Origin of the sequence: Spirillospora sp. NPDC000708, assembly GCF_040299565.1 — a bacterium.
Lineage (GTDB): Bacteria > Actinomycetota > Actinomycetes > Streptosporangiales > Streptosporangiaceae > Spirillospora.
This window is the reverse complement of sequence record NZ_JBEPCJ010000016.1, coordinates 94,675-110,609: the sequence shown is the minus strand read 5'-3', so window position 1 is coordinate 110,609 and position 15,935 is coordinate 94,675. Positions and strand designations below refer to the sequence as shown.

Below are 15,935 nucleotides of genomic sequence, written 5' to 3'. Positions count from 1 at the left end.
CTCCGCCGCCCCACCGAAAAGTGATGCCCGATTCGCTCGGTCACGTACGGATTTGTCATATCTCACTAGGATGCTGGCGTGCACGACGATCAAGACGGCCTTCCGGCCGCCGGCACCGAGGCCCTCGACCTGGCGACCGCGCCGCTGCGGCCGCTGCCCGACGACCCCGCGGGCGGCGACGAACCGGAACCGGAGGCGCCCGCCGGAGCGGCCGCCGAGGAGGCCGGGCCCGGGATCTGCCAGCACTGCGCGCGCCCGCTCCCGCCCGGCGCGTCCCGGTTCTGCAGCGACGCGCACCGCGAGGCGCACGCGCGGGAGGCCGAGCGGCGCGACGCCGCCGGGACCGCCGCCCTGCGCACCTTCGGCGACGACGTCGAACGGCTCGGCGACATGGTCGTCGAGCTGGTCAAGGCCGCCGCCGCGCTCGGCGAACGGCTCGACGGGGAGGTCCGCGGCGCGATCGACGGCGCCGAGGAGGCGCTCGCCGAGGCGCGCGCCGAGCGCACTGCCGCCGCAGCGGCCGACGCCCGCACCCGCGAGGCCGAGGCCCGTGCCGAGGCCGCCCGCGCGGAGGCCGCCGCCGCGATCGAGGAGCTCCAGAAGGGCATGGCCGCCGCGAAGGCCAGCGTCGCCGCCGCGCAGGAGAGCGAGGCCGGCGCCTGGAAGGAGGCCGGCGCCGCCCAGCAGGCCCGCGCCACCGCCGCCAACGAGGCCGCCCAGGCCGACGGGCTCCGCAAGCACGCCGAGGCCGCGTGGCGCACCGAGCACCAGGCCCGCACCGACGCCGAGAACGAGCGCGACGCCCTCGCCGGCCGCCTCGCGGGCGAGCAGACCGCGCTCGCCACCGCGCACGCCGAGCTGAAGGAGGCTCGCGCCGAGCTCGACGAGGCGCGCTCCCGGCTCGACGCCGCCGCCGAGACCGAGCGGCGGCTGCGCGAGGAGCTGACCGCCGCGCAGGCCGAGGCCGCCCGCCTCACCGCCGAGCGCGAGTCCGCGACGGCCCGCGCCGACGAGCAGGCCGCGCGCGCCGACCGCGCCGAGAGGCTCGCCGACGAGACCGCCGCCCGGGCGGAGGGCGCCGACGCCCGCATCGAGCGGGCCGAGCGGCGCGCCGAGATCGCCGCCGAGCGCGCGGACCGGGACGCCGCCACCGTCCGCTCCCTCCAGGGCACGCTGCGCGCGGCCCTCGACCTCCCGGCCGTCGAGGAGCTCGGCGAGGGCCAGGGCGTCAAGGTCGGCGAGGCCGGCGCGGTCATCGCCAGGCCCGGCGGGCTGATCGGCGTCGAGCAGGTCCCGGACGTCCTCGACAGCGAGCTCGCCGCCCGGTTCGCGCGCGCCGTGCTGGCCGTCCGCGTCCACCAGGCCACCCAGCGGGCCCTGCAGGACACCGCCGCCGAGCCCTCTGAGGCGGACGACGGCGACGGGCCGTAGCGCGCCGTCCCCTGGAGGCCCGGTCGCGGGAAACCGACGTCACCCATGTCGGCGTCGGGAATCCGCCAGCCCGGCTCCGGCGCCGCCTGTTGGCTGTGACGCGTCCCCGCGCTCCCGACCCCAGGACGGCACCGATGCGCACGGCCACTCCTCCGGCCACCGGCCGGATCGCCCCTCCCTCGTCCGGCTGGCCCGCGGTCCTCGCGGTCACGACCGGCATCTTCGCCATCGTCACCACCGAGATCCTGCCGATCGGCCTGCTGACCCCGATCGGGAGGGACTTCACCGTCTCCGACGGCACGGCCGGGCTGATGATGGCGCTGCCCGGCTATGTCGCGGCCGCCGCCGCGCCCGCCGTCACCGTCGCGACCGCGGGCGTCGACCGCCGCCGGATGCTGTGCGCCTTCATGTTCCTGCTGGCGTCCGCGAACGCCGTCGCCGCCGCGGCACCGGCGTACTGGGCGGTGCTGCTGTCCAGGGTCCTCGTCGGGATCGTCATCGGCGGCTTCTGGTCGATCGGCGCCGGACTGGCCGGCCGGCTCGTCCCCGCCCGGTCGGCGCGCAGGGCCACCGCGGTCGTGTTCTCGGCCGTCCCGCTGGGGTCGGTCGTCGGCGTGCCGCTGGGCACGCTGATCGGTGACCTCGCCGGATGGCGGGCCGGGTTCCTCATGCCGGGCCTGCTGTCGGCCGGGGTGCTGGTCGCGCTCGTCCTGCTGCTGCCGCCGCTGCCCGCCGAACGGGCCGCGCGCCTCGGCGTGCTGCGCGGCATGCTCCGCGGCACCGGAACCCGGTCCGCCCTGCTGCTGACCTTCCTCATCGTCCTCGCGCACTTCGGGGCCTACACCTATGTAACGCCGTTCCTGGAAGGCGTCACGGACGTGCCGCCGGCGCGGATCACGCTCTTCCTGCTCGCGTACGGCGCCGCCGGGGTCGCGGGCACGTTCCTCGCGGGCACGGCCGCTGCCCGCCGCCCGCACGCCGCGTTCGGTGCCGCCGGAGCCCTGATCGCCGTCGCCGTCCTGGCGCTGCCGTTCCTGGGACGCGCGGAACCGGGCGCCCTCGCGCTGCTCGTCGTCTGGGGGATCGGCTACGGCGCCGTCCCGGTCTGCTCGCAGGCGTGCTTCGCCCGATCGGCTCCGGAGAGCCCGGAGGCGGCCTCGGTCCTGTTCACGGCGTCGTTCCAGGCGACCCTGTCGAGCGGCGCCCTGGTCGGAGGCGCCGTCCTGGACCACACGTCCGCGCGGACGGTCATGCTGCTCGGCGGCGCGACCGCCGCCGCCATGGCCGCGACCACCGTCCTGCTCGGGCGCCTGACCGGCGGCGAGGAGAAAAGCGGGGAAATATCCCCCGCTTAGGGTTGCCGGGCGGCGGGATGCGTGCCACGCTCAAGTGGGGAACGATTCCCCGGTTCGGCGCGGCGCGGCTGCGGCGCCCGATCCCTTGCAGCGAAGGAGCGGTGATGGCCTCCGTCGAACTCCCGCCGAAGCTGGCACGGATGAGCCGCGGCCCGCTCCGGCTGCTCGGATGGGGCGTCCCGATGGGGCCGCTGGTCCTGCTGCGCACCCGCGGCAGGCGCAGCGGCCTGCCCCGCACCGCGCCGGTCGCCCTGCTGAAGTTCGAAGGGCGGCAGTGGCTCGTCTCGCCGTTCGGCGACACCCACTGGGTCCGCAACGCGCGCGCGGACGGCCGGGCGCGCCTCGGCCGCGGGCGGCGGCTCCGGCCGGTGCGCCTCACCGAGGTCGACGATGACCGCGCGTCCCGCGTGCTGCGCGCCTACCGGCGCAAGTTCCGGATCGTCCCGTTCGTGCGGGACGCCTTCGAGGCGCGGGAGGACCACCCGGTGTTCCTCGTCGAACCGGAGCCCTGATCGGCCGCCGTCCTGCCGCGCCCCCGCTACTCGCCGTCGTAGACGAGGAGGCCGCCCGGGCGGAGGCGGGCACCGGACGTCGGCGGATGCCCGGTGAGCCGGCCGTCGTGGGCGAGGTGCAGCACTGGGCGGTCGCGGGCCAGGACGGCGAAGTCGGCGATGAGCCGCCGGTGGCAGCGCCACCAGACCGACTCGCTGCACATCACGGCCGTGGACGTCCGGTCGGCCTCCGGCAGCAGCTCGTCCATGGCGGCCACGAACTCCGGGTCGCGGGTGTGCCCGGCGTAGCCGCGGAACGAGTCGTTCCGCCAGAACGTGTCGGGCGAGTCCGGCGCGGCCTTCCGGAAGCCGCCGAGCCGCTTCTCCCACCGGTAGCCGATCCCCTCCGCGGGCAGCCACTCGCGCAGCGCGTCGCGCTGCACGTCCGGGTTGCGGCGGCTGCCGGGTGCGGTCCGAACGTCCACCACGGACCGCACCCCGGCGCCGTGCAGCAGGCGCGCCAACTCCTCCCGCCCCGCCGTCCCGTGCCCGAACGTCAGCAATGGCCGCTTCTCGTCCACACTCCAGGATGAGCACATGCCGCGAAGCCGCCGGCACAGGGGCCCTGATCAGAGGGGCGGAGGCGAAGGTCACGTGTGGTTCGCGACGGTCTTCAGGGCGTAGAGGAGTTCGGACGCCGTGACGTCGTCCAGCTCGGCGAACGTCGCCTCCGACTTGTCGCCGCCGTAGTCGAAGGCGTCGTGGTCGGTGATCCAGACCCCTTCCAGCGTCTGCTCCTCCAGGCCCGCAGGGGACGTCGCGAGGAATCCCGGGTAGACGTCCAGGACGACCGTGTGCCCGGTCGGCGAGTCGAGCCGCATCGTGCTCTGCACGCCCCCGTCCCCGGACGGGCCGCGGCGCCAGCCCTCGCGTTCCAGCCTCAGCAGCGCGCCGACGCCGACCCGCGTCCCGGTGAAGCGCTCGATGCGGTCGCTCGCGCGCTCCCGCTCGGTGAGCGCGCCGACCGGCCTGCCGAGCTGCGGGAACGGCTGGAGGATCTCGTAGTCGGCGAACAGCTCGCTCCACGCGGCGACGGTCTCGCCGAGCCGCAGCGGGTGCGCGACGAGGACGGCCCCCGAGTCGGGCAGGGCGAGGGCCTCGTCGTCCACGCCGGCGAAGGAGCGGTCCTCGGCGAGACGGAACGCGGTGGCCGCGCCGTCCTCGTCCTCGGACAGCCAGACCAGGCGCCGGGCGAGGTGGCACGCGAGCGGATGCTCGGCGAAGAACCGGCGGAAGTCGGGGACGCTCCACCGGCGCTGCCGCGCCATCGCCCGCTCCATCCGCCGGACCAGGTCGGACGCGGCGCTCCGGACGTCCTTCTTCAGCCCGGCGAACGCCCGCCCGGCGGCCTCCGCGAGCTCGGGGTCGTCCTTCGCGCCCGGCTTCGGCAGCGACTTGCGCAGCCTGCCGGTGTCGTCGAACACGACGGGACGGAGCTGCTCGTCGAAGCCCACCCGGAAGGAGCGCGGCCCGAAGTCGAGCGTCATGCCGCCCGAGGCGTCCAGCCCGAAGTCGGGGACCATCCGGTCGGCGAGCTGGTCCAGGGTGAGGCCGCGCGCCTCCGCGACCTGGGTGAGCAGCTTGCCCGCCTTGTTCTTCAGCCGCTTGGGCCGGGCCTTGTCGGCGACGAGGTGGAGTTGCAGGAGGGCGACGTCCGAACCGGACGCGGCGAGCACGTCGAGACCGTTCAGCGGCATCCTGATGTGGGACTGGCCGGTGGCGGCGCGCGCCAGCGCGCCGAGACGGCGCATCGTCTCGTCGTCGCCGGTCCAGCAGAGCTGCGCCCAGACCGCCCGCGACTCCTCCCCGATGGAGCGGCCGAGTTCGAACAGCGCCCATCCGAACCGCGCGAGGGACACCGGGTCGAGCGCGTCCATCGCCTCCCGCAGCGGCGCGGTCGGGGGACGCTTCGGGGTCGCCTTGCCGAGCGCCGCGAGCAGGTTCGCGGTCGCCGCCTCCGGCAGCGCGTCCTCGCGGCCCCGCATGAGGATCTGCGGGAGCAGGGCGGTCGGGGCCCAGGGCAGGGCGCCGTCCTTCGCGGGCTTCCGGAGCGCCTTCGGGACGGCGCTCTCGGGCGCCTCCGGCAGCCGCGCCGCCTCGACGGCCTCGGCCGCCGCACGGGCCCGGGCGTCCTGCGCCCGCGCCTCCAGCTCGGGATGAGCCCGCAGGTGCGCGCTGAGCAGCCGTCTCGCCTGGTCGGACTCCCCGGCGCGCTCCGCGAGGAGGCGGACCGCCCGGACCGGGAAGCGCTCGATCATCGCCGTCAGGGCGGCCAGCCCGCCCGGCCGGGCGGTGTCGCCCGCCACGAGCGCGAACGCCTCGTCGCTCGGCAGCAGCGACAGCACCTGGAAGATCGCCTTGCGCGCGCGGGCGTTGAACCCCGACCCGTGGATGATGTCGCGCACCTCCCAGTCGGTGTCCTTGAGCGCGGCGGCCAGGTGCGGAGCGACGGCCGGCCCGATCCCCTCCGCCGCCGTGAGCAGGACGTCCAGGCCGATCTCGTTGTCCCCGAACCTCGCCCGGTTCGCGCCGCGCAGCCGGGCGAGCTGCCCCGCGGACCCGAGCGAGCACCAGAGCAGCTTCGACGCGTCGGTCTCCGGCTCGGGCCGTTCCCGGACGCATTCGTCCACCCATTCCTCCTGGTCGGGAACCAGGAAGGCGACCACCTGGCGCTGCGGCCGCGCGGCGCGGTGCCCGGCGAGCGCCGCGACGGCGGCGGCGTGGTCGGCCTCGTCCGCGACCGCCAGCAGCGCGCGCGTCCGCCGCCCGGCCGGGCCCGTCGCCCACGGCAGCCGGTGCTCCGACCAGCCGCGGGCCTCCAGGACGTGGTCGCCGCTCAGCTCGTCCCGGCCGATGGCGAGGCCGTCCGCCTCCGCGCCGGCGCGGGCCGCGAAGGCGAGCCCGTGCGCGACCGCCCACGCGTCGACCCAGGGCACGGCGTTCTCGACGGACCACGCGGCGATCCAGTGGTCGTGGTCCTCGCCCCGGGACACGTGCGTCTCGACGAGGGCGACGGCGGCGGCGCCGCGCGGGTCCGGCTCGCCGTCCAGGTACGCCCGCGCCGCCCGGACCGCGCCGGGGTCGCTGCCCAGGTGGCCCAGCATCCGGTCGACGGCGGCGCGGTTCCCGGCCAGCCGGTCGGCGATCCGTCCCGCGGCGGCCGGATCGACCGCCGGCGGCGGGCTCGGCACCGCCCCGCCGCGCCTGATCAGCAGTTCCGTGCGCAGCGCCGCGGGGATGGTGAGGACGTCCTCGTCGCCGGCCTCGGGGGGATGATCATTCATGCGGCCACGCTAGACGCCCCCGCCGACACCCAGGACCGCCTTCCCCTACCTCGTTGACCCCTTGTGGGACGCCCCATAAGGGCGCCCCCGCCCGCGCCACAGCGCGACCGAGATCTCGGGAGGGGCTGTCCGGCTGCGGGCCGGACAGCCGCTCGGGTGTGCAGCCAGGCGTCGCCTGCGATGGCGCCGCGGTGGCGGAGGCGGCGGTTCGCGCGGTGGACGAGCCAGGCGACGCGTTCGACCGGAGGTCTCCACCGGCGATGGTCGACTGGCCAGTCCGGGTCACAGCCTGCACCGGTGTGTGATCACTTCACAAGTCTGCGCATTTCATTCAACGAGAGAGTTGTTAACCAGATTCACGCATGATCTAATCGGCCCTGATCGGCTTCCCCCCGACGAAAGGTGGAACCTTCCGTGAAATCGATGCGTCACTTCGTCGCCGCGCTGAGCGTGGCCGTCCTAGCGGTCGCCGGTAGCGGTGGTACCGCCCTGGCTGACCCGGCACCCGGCGAGATGCTCGGCGACTCGACCTTCACCAACAACACCGGCCAGTGGTGGGGCAACGACGTTGATATCCGCGCGACGAACGGAGAGCTCGAGGCCGACGTCCCGTCCGGCGGCTTCGGCGATCTCCCGGGTGGCATCGTCAACCCGTGGGACCGCTCGATCGGGTACTCGCCCCTGTCCTTTACCGGCCAGCAGCTCTACACGCTGTCCTTCGACGCCCGGGCCACCCGGGACGTGACCCTCGACGTGAGCGTCTACACCTACAACACCGGCCAGTACATCCCCTACTGGGACCGCCCAGTCGCGCTCACCACGACCACGCAGCACTTCGAAGTACCGGTCGCCATGTACTCCACCGCGTCCGAACGCAGCCTCGGCTTCCAAGTCGGTACGTACGGCCCCGCCTACCACCTCTACCTCGACAACATTTCGCTCGTCCCCACCCAGGACGGCTGAGGCGACGTATGGACGCCGGGCATCCGGTTGCATCGCAGCTGAACCCGGAGCCCGGCGTCCCACCAAGCAGAAGACGCGCGGACGTCGCTAGAGATGCCGCCGATGTTCGCCCCTCATGCGGAAGACCGCGCCCCTCGCGGACACCCCCTACGCAGACTCGACAGACGAGCCTGTTACTCGGAGGGCTCTGTGGCTGGACTTCCGCCAGGTAGTCACGCTGCGCTCCGTCAGCTGGAGAGACGCTCACGCCTCAAGTGGTCGAGCAGCGCGGCGAAGGTTCGGTGGGAGAGTTCGAGATGGCCTGCCGCAGGGTTCTTGCTGTCACGAACGCCGATCCCGGGCGAAAGGCGAGCCAGTTCGACGCAGGCGCCCCCGGTCTCGTCGCTGTAGCTGGACTTCCGCCAGGTTGTCACGCTGCGCTCCGTCAGTTGGAGGGACGCTCGCGCCTCAAGTGGTCGAGCAGCGCGGCGAAGGTCCGGTGGGGGAGTTCGAGATGGCCCGCCGCAGGGTTCTTGCTGTCACGGACGCCGACGCCGTGGGAAAGGCGAGCCAATTCCACGCACTCGCCAGTGCCGCCTTGGCCACTGTGACTGGACTTTCGCCAAGTCGTCATGTGCGCATCCTCGCTATCCATTCGAGTGACTGGGTCTCGTTCCAGGCCCGCGCTGCGATCCCCTCGAAGCGTACAGCCACACCGGCCGCCTCGCCTTGGCCCTCTATGACTCGCCCGACGTCGAGATTCGTTCCAGCGAACGCGACCTGGACGTTCTTGGGGAGCTCGAAGCAGCAGAAGGAGCCGTCCAATCCGATATGGGGCGCTGCACTCTCTGGCAGGACGCGGATTGAGATGTGGTGAAGCTCTGCGAGCTTGAGGAGCAGGTCACGCTGTTCCTCCATGACCGAGGTGCCTCCCATAGGACGCAGGGCGACCTCGTCGAGCACGGCCCAGATTCTGGGATCGTCGGCGAGTATGGCGGCTTGGTGTTCCATGCGCCTTGCGACTGCGGCGTCGAGGTCGTCCACGAGCCCGGCGGCGTGACCCGCGCTCAGCAGGGCTCTGGCGTACCCCTCCACTTGGAATGGGAGCGGGATGATGTTCTCGCTGTAGATGCGGAGGACGGACGCGTCGCGCTGGTACCTGCGGAGCTTCTCGGACCAGTTGGGGTCCACGCCCAGTTTGGCGTAGCGCAGGAGGATCGTGAGGATGCCGCCCGTGTCCCATAGTTGGTCCAGGATGTCGGCCTCGCGTTCGTCGAGTTGGCGGGTGCCGCCCTCGTACTTGGAAACTTGGCTCTTGGTGCAGCCGATGATCTTTCCGACCTCCTCCTGGGTCATCCGGTGCTTCTGGCGGAGGAAGCGCAGGTAGTAGGCGATGAGGGCGTAGAGCGAGACGTCCGGGTCGGGGGACTTCCTGACCATGATCGACCGCCTTCCGGGGGGAGCGGTAGTTGCCAACCTGTCCGGCAATGGTGACAACGTAACCAGTCCCTCTCATTCTTGTCCTTGAAATCGCGGGAGGGAAGGGGGAGGTCATGGGGATTAAAGCCGCTAATTCGGGCGAACTGGATGTGGTCTGTCTGGCGGCGGCCACGGTGCCGGGGATGGTGCGGGCGCTGGTCGAGTTCCGGCTTACTGAATGGGGTCTCATGGCCCTGGCGGGGGACGTTCATCTCATCGCTGGGGAACTGGTCGCGAATGCGATACAAAGTACGCCGGATCGGGAGATCCGGGTCAGGTTCGTGCGGGAGGCGCGGGCCGTCGTGCTCCAGGTGTGGGACGCCTCGGACGCCATGCCGGTCGCCAGGCCGGTGGCGGAGATGACGCTGGACGACATCGTCCCCGACCCGTGTGCGCTGGACGCGGGGCACGACGACGGGACGGGCGGGTGGGGCCTGCCGATCGTCCAGGCCCTCGCCAGCCGGTGCGGTGTGGAGCGGACGAGCCCCGGCAAATGGGTCTGGGCGGAGGTCGCGTTCTGATGCCCCGCCGGGTTCTCCTGGGGCGGTGGAGGTGTCCGCGTGAATGCGCCGTCCGGTATCTGGATCACCTGTCCGTCGCCGTGCGAATGGACGGCTGGCGATGCGTGAAGTTCTACCGGGACGACCGTTTTCCATTCCCGGAGCCGTTGTTGTGGATTTACGCGAGCGGCGTCGCCGAGGACGTGGGCGTTGTTGTGGGCGTGCGTCCTGTGGCCGGAGGCGGGTGGGTTTATTGCGAGGCGCTGCGGCGTCGGAGCCGTTTCTTTTTCCCGTGCGGAGATGCCGAAGCGGCGGCCGAACGGGTCGGCCGCCTGCTCAGGCACCGCATGTTCCCCGCGACGTGGTGAGACGGCGCGTCAGTTGTCCGGGACGGGTTCGGGGTCGCCCTTCTCCGGGGTGACGAGGAGCCCGACCGAGTCCGAGCTGCGCATCCAGGCGCCGGTGATCCGGCGGTCGCCGGCGGGACGCCAGTTCGCGGGCGGGTCCCAGCCGCCGCCGGAGAGGTCGGGCTTGAACTCGCCGAGAAAGAAGGCCCAGGTCAGGCCGCGGCGGTCGAGGTCGGGGAGGGCTTGGCGGACGGTGCGTCCGGTGAGGTGCAGGCTCTTCGGGCGGTCGCCGGGCGCGGCGTAGGCGTCCTGGTAGACCTCGCCGGGACGGGCCTTGCGGCCGAGGACGATGTCGGCGCCCTCCAGATGGAACATCGCGCCGCCGAGCTTGACGCGGAGCGGGCAGGTGCCCTGGTCGGCCGCGCATTTCAGGTCGGTGTCGGACGTGCCTGTCACGCCGCCCGGTGGCAGGTCGCCGCTCGGGGCCTGCAGCGAGCCGACGCGGATGATCCGGCGTTCCTCGCCCGGGGAGACCGGCACGATCCGCAGCCGGACGTCCAGCCCGAACCTCGCGAACGCCTCGCGGAACTCGCGCTGGTCGGCGTAGGCGTCCTTGACCTCGACCTCGTACTCGTCGTCGCCCGTCACGTCGATCCGCACGGCGGCGTTGGCGTAGCTGCGCAGCGGGCCGGCGTCGCGGGCCGGAAGGATGATGAGCGCCGCGGCGGCGGCGACGGCCACGGCGGCGGCGACCGCGAAGCGCAGTCGCAGGCGGGGGCGGAAGCGGCGGCGCGGGGCCGGGGCGGTCTCCGCGGTGATGGCGGCCAGCAGGGCGCGGGAACCCTTGTCCTGCGTGGGGATGTCGTCTTCGCGGACGGGGTTCAGGGACGCCACGAGGTCGTCGACCGGGTACGTCATGCCAGTTCGCTCCTCAGGACGGGCCTGCCCGGCCCCGGTTGGTCGACGCCGGCGGCGCGCAGAGCGCGCGCGAAGCGTTTGCGGGCGCGGTGGAGGCGGATGCTCACGGCGTTGCGGGAGCAGCCGAGAACCGCCGCGATCTCGGGGACGGTCAGGCCCTCCCACGCGACGAGGGTGAGCAGCTCGCGGTCCCGTTCGGGGAGGGTGGCGAACACCTCGGCCACGGGGGAGTCGTCGTCGTGGACGGGCGTGGCCAGGCCCGCGCGCAGCGCCGCCGTCTTGTGCGCGTGGCGCTGGACGCCGCGCCGGTGGTTGGCGAGGACGCGGCGCGCCACCCCGTACAGCCACAGCCGGGCCCCGTCACCGGACGGGATGTCGGCGGCGCGCCGCCAGGCGATCGTGAAGGTCTCGGCGACGACGTCGGCGGCGTCCTCGGGGGTGTCGCAGCGGCGCAGCGCGTACCCGAGCAGCCCTCGGTAGGTCGTGGCGTAGACGGCCGCGAACTCCTCTTTATCCATGAGCGGGGATCCTCCGCATGTGGCCTCCTCGGGGGTCACCTGCACATGTCATGAGATCCCCGGATCTTTCACCCCGCGAAGGACGCGATGCGGGACCACACCTGGGACGGCTGCTCCTCCTGGGCGAAGTGCCCGGCGTCCTCGATGGTCGCCGTCGTGAGGTCGCGGACGCCGGCGGCGCGGAAGCCGCGCGCGTAGGCGTCGGTGCCGCCGCCCTCGCGGTCGCCGCGCACGTAGAGCAGCGGGGTGGAGATGGGGCCGGTGCAGGCGGTGTTGTCCTCGGCGTCCTGGGCGAGCGCGCGGTAGAGGTCGAAGCCGGCGGTGAGCGCGGCACCGGTGCCGTAGGCGGCGGCGTGCGCGGCCCTCGATTCCGGCGTGATCCTGGACGGGTCGGCGGACAGCACGTCGTAGAAGTAGTCGAAGTACTCGCGCTCGCGGCCCCGGACGAGTGCCTCGGGCAGCGCCGGGACGGCGTGCAGGCCGAAGTGCCAGACGCGGGGGTCGCGCAGGACGTCGTCCCACGGGTCCAGGCCGGGGATCACCGTGTTCATGATGACGACGCGCGCGGCGGCGTAGTGCCGCAGGTACGCGTAGGCGATCATGCCTCCGGCGTCGTGGCCGACGAGGGTGAGGTCGGCGAGGCCGAGGCGCTCGACCAGGCCGTGGACGAGCGAGGCGAGCGCGCGTTTCGAGCCGCCGTCGACGGCCCCGGTGGACGCGCCGACGCCGGGGAGGTCGATGGCGATCAGCCGGGCGTCGGAGGGCGCGGCCGCCATGACGCCCGTCCACGTCCACCACGACTCGGGCCAGCCGTGCAGGAACAGGAACGGCCGGCCGCGCGGGTCGCCGGACTCGGCGACGTGCAGGCAGTGGCCGTCGATCGGGACGCGGGCATGGCGGATTGACATGTTCCATGTCTACCAAACGACATGAGGCATGTCCACTAACTAGGATGGGGCCGTGAACGCGTACGAGCGGGGAACCGGCTTCCTCCTGGCCCGGCTGGGCTCGCTGACGGCGCGGTCGTGGACGGCGTTCCTCGCCGCGCACGACCTGACGCAGGGGCAGTACGCGGTGCTGGTGATGCTCGACGAGCACGGACCGCAGGGGCAGCGGCGGCTCGCCGGGCTCGTCGCCGTGGACGCCCGCAACATCGTCGCGGTGCTCGACTCGCTGGCCCGGCGCGGGCTCGTGGAGCGGCGCCCGGACGAGGCGGACAGGCGCCGCCGCACCGTCGCGCTCACCGACCGGGGCAAGGCGCTCGTCACGGCGATCGCCGACGCGGCGGCCGAGGAGCAGGACGGGTTCCTCAGCGCCCTCGACCCGGCGGAACGCGCCCAGCTCAACCAGCTTCTCAGGCGCCTCTACGCGTCGCACGTCGACGGTCCCGCATGACGGCGGCCGCCCGCGAAGCGGCCCCGCCCGACGGCACGATGGCCAGAGATGACAGCGGCCGCCCCGGATAAGCGGGGCGGCCGGAAGGAAGGGGACGGGTCAGGACGGCTCGGGGAGCATCCGCTTCATGGCCTCGTGGGCGCCCGCGACCAGCTCGTTGCGGGGGAAGCCGTTGCGCTTCTGGGCGGCCCTGTAGTTGCCGCCGGCGACCCAGACCGGCCCGTCGGGCAGGTGCTCCAGGCCCTCGCGGGCGATGTCGTCGGGTTCGGCGACGTTCAGGCCCGGGATGTCCATGTTGAGGCCGGCGCGTTCCATCGCCGGGGTGCGGGTGACGCCGAGGACGAGCTCCAGCACGTCCACGCCGTGCTCGCGCAGCTCCAGCCACAGCCCCTCGGCGAACACGCGGCCGAACGCCTTCACCGCCGAGTAGATGCTGATCTGCGGCTGCCCCATGTAGCCGGCGAGCGAGCCGACCAGCAGGATCCCGCCGCGCCCGCGCTCCTTCATCAGCGCGCCGAAGTGGTGCGTCAGCGACAGCTGCGCGGTGATGTTCAGGTCGATGACGCCCTGGAAGCGGTCCAGGTCGCCGGACACGAACTCGTGGCCGTAGCTGTTGGCGCCCGCGTTGAAGACCAGGAGGCCGACGTCCAGGCCGTCGGTGACCTCGCGGATCCGCTTCAGCGGGTCCGGGGCGACCAGGTCCAGTTCGAGGGTGCGGACCTCCACGCCCTTGGCGCGGACCTCCTCGGCGGTGCGCTCCAGCGGCCCGGGCTTGCGGGCGATCAGCACGAGGTTCAGCCCCGCGTCGGCCAGCCGGTGGGCGAAGGCGGAGCCGACGCCCTCGGAGCCGCCGGCGATGACGGCCCACGGGCCATAGCGGTCGATCATTGTTCTCCGTCCAGGTCCGGGGTCCAGGCGACGCCGTTGATGTGCGAGCCGCCGTCCACGAACAGGGTGTTTCCGGTCAGGTAGCGGGCACCGTCGGAGGCCAGGAACAGCACGACCGGCGCGATGTCGGTCTCGGGGTCCCCGAGGCGGCCCATGGGGTTGGCCCGGTCCGCGGCGGCCTCGATCTCGGGATGCTCGGCCGCCATCCGGCGGAACGCGGCGCTCTTCGCGCCCGGGCAGACGGCGTTGACGACGACGCCCGTCGGCGCCCACTCGCGGGCGGCCGTGCGGGTCAGCGCGCGCAGCGCCTCCTTCGCCGAGTTGTACTCCAGGGTGCCCATGTGCGCGTTGACGCCGTTCAGCGAGCACATGTTGACGACGCGGCCCCAGCCCTGCCTCTTCATGTGCGGGAACGCGGCGCGCATCGCCCAGAACGGGCCGTAGTAGCCCATCGCGAAGCCGCGGGCGAGGTTCTCGTCGGTCTTGGTCTCGACGCGGCTGACGGTCCCGGCGCCCCACGCGTTGTTGACCAGGACGTCCACGCCGCCCCACAGGTCGGCGCAGAAGGCCACCATCGCCTCGACCTGGTCGCGGTCGGTCACGTCGGTCGGGACGAACCGGGCGTCCGCCCCGAACTCCTCGGCCAGCTCCCGCGCGACCCGCTCGCCCGTCTCGGCGTTCAGCTCGGCGACCAGGACGCGGGCGCCCTCCGCGGCGAACCGGCGGGCGATGCCGCGCCCGATGCCGTCGCCGGCGCCCGTCACGATCGCGGACCGGCCGGCCAGCGCGTCACTCATCGATCACCGTGATCGATCCGGTCAGCGCGGCCTCCTGGATCGCCGAGCGCAGCGCCGGGCAGGTCTCGTGCGGGTCCGCGGCGAGCTCGGGGCACGCGGCGCGGGCCTGCGCGGTCCACTGGATGCTCGTCTGCTCCCAGCTCGACTTGCGCACCAGCACCTCGGCGGCGCACCGGCGGCAGCGGACGGGCAGCAGCGGCCCGTCCACCAGCCGCTCGTCCTGGCGGATCGTCACGCCGAGGCCCCTTCGGCGGCCCGCCGCGCGAGGTTCTCCTCGACCTCCTTCTCCCACGACTCGACCGGCCGCGTCGTGTCGATCTCGAACTCGAACCGGTCGGTCATCTCCGGCCGCACGTCGGCGACGTCCACGTAGAACTGCTGGTACCAGCGGCGCAGCTGGTAGACCGGGCCGTCCTCCTCGCACAGCAGCGGGTTGTCGATCCGGGCCTTGCGCTTCCAGATCGCGACGTCCTGCTCGAAGCCGGTGAGGATGAAGTTCGACAGCTTCTCGGCGGTGGCCTCGGCGAGCTCCGGCGGCAGCTTGTCGCTGTGCTGGACGATGATCCCCGAGTGCAGCGAGAACGAGTTCTCGTCGATCGGGTAGTGGCAGTTGATCAGCACGGAGTGCAGGTCGTAGCCCTCGTAGTGGTACGTCAGCTCGTCGATCATGAAGGACGGCCCGTGGTAGGACGCGACGGAGCTGTTGCCGAGCATCCGCGGCCCGCCCCGGCCGCTCGCCTCGCGGCGGGCGTCCGGCCGGCTCTTGCCCTTCATGATCTGCGTCGCGACCTGGCCCTCGAAGATGTTCTTGAAGTACGTCGGGAACGAGTTGTGGATGTAGAAGAAGTGCGCCATGTCGACGACGTTGTCGATGATCTCGCGGCAGTTGGTGTGGACGACCTGCTCCGTCCAGCGCCAGTCCGTCCAGTCGTCGCGCGTGGCGCCCTCGATCTCCGGGATCGTCACGTCGTCCGGCGGCTGCTTGCCCTCCGGGTCGTTCCAGACGAACAGGAGCAGGTTCTTCTCCATCGTCGGCCACGACGCCGTGCGCGCGCGCAGCGGCACGCGACGCGCGTACGGGATCTTCTTGCAGCGCCCGTCGCCGCCCCAGCGCCAGTCGTGGAACGGGCAGGCGATCTCGTTGCCCTTCACGGTGCCGTCCGACAGGTCGCCGCCCATGTGCCGGCAGTAGCCGTCCAGGACGTTGGTCTTGCCGTCCTCGCCGGTGAAGACCACGAGCTTCTGCCCGAACGCGTTGACCGTGTGGGGCTTGCCGTCCTTGAACTTCTCGGCCGGCCCGAGGCAGTGCCATCCCCGGGCGAAACGGGAGGAGATGGCCTCCGCCTCGATCTTGCGGACGGCGTCCGACTCGGTTGCTGTCACGTGGATCATCCCTTCAGCGATGGACGGGTGATTCGAACGGTAGGTCGCGGGCCGCGGTCCGGTCCCGGAAGTCTCGGTGGCCGGGACGCGCGTCCCCGCGGCGGCACGGTGACATGGTGTCCTGCGAGGGCCGGACCAGAAAAGACG

General features: G+C 72.8%; 19 protein-coding genes. 7 read left to right on the top strand and 12 right to left on the bottom strand.

From position 1 onward, the window contains the following. The first annotated feature begins 78 nt into the window (after positions 1–78). The 3 genes from ABT299_RS14600 (at position 79) to ABT299_RS14590 (ending at position 3,298) form a co-directional block, all read left to right on the top strand. Entirely contained in the window at positions 79–1,431 is a 1,353-nt protein-coding gene (locus ABT299_RS14600; RefSeq protein ID WP_190856987.1) for an ATP-binding protein, read from the top strand. Between the two features lie 134 nt (positions 1,432–1,565). Beyond that, on the top strand, positions 1,566–2,786 hold the full coding sequence (locus tag ABT299_RS14595; RefSeq protein ID WP_500251065.1) for an MFS transporter: 1,221 nt from the start codon (positions 1,566–1,568) through the stop codon (positions 2,784–2,786). A gap of 104 nt (positions 2,787–2,890) precedes the next feature. After that, entirely contained in the window at positions 2,891–3,298 is a 408-nt protein-coding gene (locus ABT299_RS14590) for a nitroreductase family deazaflavin-dependent oxidoreductase (protein ID WP_500251064.1), read from the top strand. Between the two features lie 26 nt (positions 3,299–3,324). On the opposite strand, the gene ABT299_RS14585 is transcribed toward ABT299_RS14590, so the two are convergent. Together ABT299_RS14585 and ABT299_RS14580 are read right to left on the bottom strand one after the other, a co-directional pair. After that, positions 3,325–3,858 carry a DUF488 domain-containing protein gene (locus ABT299_RS14585; RefSeq protein WP_500251063.1) on the bottom strand — a complete coding sequence of 178 codons (534 nt, stop codon included), beginning with the start codon at positions 3,856–3,858 and terminating at the stop codon, positions 3,325–3,327. Between the two features lie 69 nt (positions 3,859–3,927). Then, positions 3,928–6,621 (bottom strand): DUF4132 domain-containing protein, encoded by a 2,694-nt coding sequence (locus tag ABT299_RS14580; protein ID WP_500251062.1) that lies wholly within the window; start codon positions 6,619–6,621, stop codon positions 3,928–3,930. 423 nt (positions 6,622–7,044) lie between these two features. Between ABT299_RS14580 and ABT299_RS14575 the strand changes: the two genes are divergently transcribed. Next, a complete protein-coding gene (locus ABT299_RS14575) occupies positions 7,045–7,584 on the top strand; it encodes a carbohydrate binding domain-containing protein (protein WP_500251080.1) in 540 nt (179 codons plus the stop codon). 227 nt (positions 7,585–7,811) lie between these two features. On the opposite strand, the gene ABT299_RS14570 is transcribed toward ABT299_RS14575, so the two are convergent. From ABT299_RS14570 to ABT299_RS14560, 3 genes are read right to left on the bottom strand one after another with little or no spacing between them, the layout of a single operon-like run. Then, the gene (locus ABT299_RS14570) at positions 7,812–7,997 is read right to left on the bottom strand and encodes a DUF397 domain-containing protein (RefSeq protein ID WP_500251061.1); all 186 of its coding nucleotides are present in this window, start codon (positions 7,995–7,997) and stop codon (positions 7,812–7,814) included. A gap of 11 nt (positions 7,998–8,008) precedes the next feature. Continuing rightward, positions 8,009–8,197, bottom strand: a complete 189-nt coding sequence (locus ABT299_RS14565; RefSeq protein ID WP_500251060.1) for a DUF397 domain-containing protein — start codon at positions 8,195–8,197, stop codon at positions 8,009–8,011. Beyond that, a complete protein-coding gene (locus ABT299_RS14560) occupies positions 8,194–9,003 on the bottom strand; it encodes a helix-turn-helix domain-containing protein (protein WP_190856995.1) in 810 nt (269 codons plus the stop codon). Before ABT299_RS14560 ends, ABT299_RS14565 begins: the two co-directional genes overlap by 4 nt. 113 nt (positions 9,004–9,116) lie before the next feature. Between ABT299_RS14560 and ABT299_RS14555 the strand changes: the two genes are divergently transcribed. Then, complete coding sequence (locus tag ABT299_RS14555; RefSeq protein WP_500251059.1) at positions 9,117–9,563, top strand: ATP-binding protein; 447 nt, start codon at positions 9,117–9,119, stop codon at positions 9,561–9,563. A 104-nt stretch (positions 9,564–9,667) separates the two neighbouring features. Further along, complete coding sequence (locus tag ABT299_RS14550) at positions 9,668–9,910, top strand: hypothetical protein (protein WP_500251058.1); 243 nt, start codon at positions 9,668–9,670, stop codon at positions 9,908–9,910. A 9-nt stretch (positions 9,911–9,919) separates the two neighbouring features. On the opposite strand, the gene ABT299_RS14545 is transcribed toward ABT299_RS14550, so the two are convergent. The 3 genes from ABT299_RS14545 to ABT299_RS14535 form a co-directional block, all read right to left on the bottom strand. Further along, a complete protein-coding gene (locus tag ABT299_RS14545) occupies positions 9,920–10,807 on the bottom strand; it encodes a hypothetical protein (RefSeq protein ID WP_500251057.1) in 888 nt (295 codons plus the stop codon). Further along, a complete protein-coding gene (locus tag ABT299_RS14540) occupies positions 10,804–11,325 on the bottom strand; it encodes an RNA polymerase sigma factor (protein WP_500251056.1) in 522 nt (173 codons plus the stop codon). Before ABT299_RS14540 ends, ABT299_RS14545 begins: the two co-directional genes overlap by 4 nt. A gap of 68 nt (positions 11,326–11,393) precedes the next feature. Further along, positions 11,394–12,233, bottom strand: a complete 840-nt coding sequence (locus ABT299_RS14535; RefSeq protein WP_500251055.1) for an alpha/beta fold hydrolase — start codon at positions 12,231–12,233, stop codon at positions 11,394–11,396. Positions 12,234–12,285: 52 nt separating this feature from the next. On the opposite strand from ABT299_RS14535, the gene ABT299_RS14530 reads away from it, so the two are divergent. Continuing rightward, entirely contained in the window at positions 12,286–12,720 is a 435-nt protein-coding gene (locus ABT299_RS14530) for a MarR family transcriptional regulator (protein ID WP_190857001.1), read from the top strand. A gap of 99 nt (positions 12,721–12,819) precedes the next feature. On the opposite strand, the gene ABT299_RS14525 is transcribed toward ABT299_RS14530, so the two are convergent. From ABT299_RS14525 to ABT299_RS14510, 4 genes are read right to left on the bottom strand one after another with little or no spacing between them, the layout of a single operon-like run. Continuing rightward, positions 12,820–13,608, bottom strand: coding sequence for an SDR family NAD(P)-dependent oxidoreductase (locus ABT299_RS14525; RefSeq protein ID WP_190857002.1), 789 nt, complete (start codon positions 13,606–13,608; stop codon positions 12,820–12,822). After that, entirely contained in the window at positions 13,605–14,405 is an 801-nt protein-coding gene (locus ABT299_RS14520; protein ID WP_190857003.1) for an SDR family NAD(P)-dependent oxidoreductase, read from the bottom strand. Before ABT299_RS14520 ends, ABT299_RS14525 begins: the two co-directional genes overlap by 4 nt. Further along, complete coding sequence (locus ABT299_RS14515; RefSeq protein ID WP_190857004.1) at positions 14,398–14,640, bottom strand: ferredoxin; 243 nt, start codon at positions 14,638–14,640, stop codon at positions 14,398–14,400. The genes ABT299_RS14520 and ABT299_RS14515 overlap by 8 nt, the downstream gene beginning before the upstream one ends. Beyond that, positions 14,637–15,797, bottom strand: coding sequence for a 3-ketosteroid-9-alpha-monooxygenase, oxygenase component (locus ABT299_RS14510; RefSeq protein WP_500251054.1), 1,161 nt, complete (start codon positions 15,795–15,797; stop codon positions 14,637–14,639). The genes ABT299_RS14515 and ABT299_RS14510 overlap by 4 nt, the downstream gene beginning before the upstream one ends. Positions 15,798–15,935: the final 138 nt, after the last annotated feature.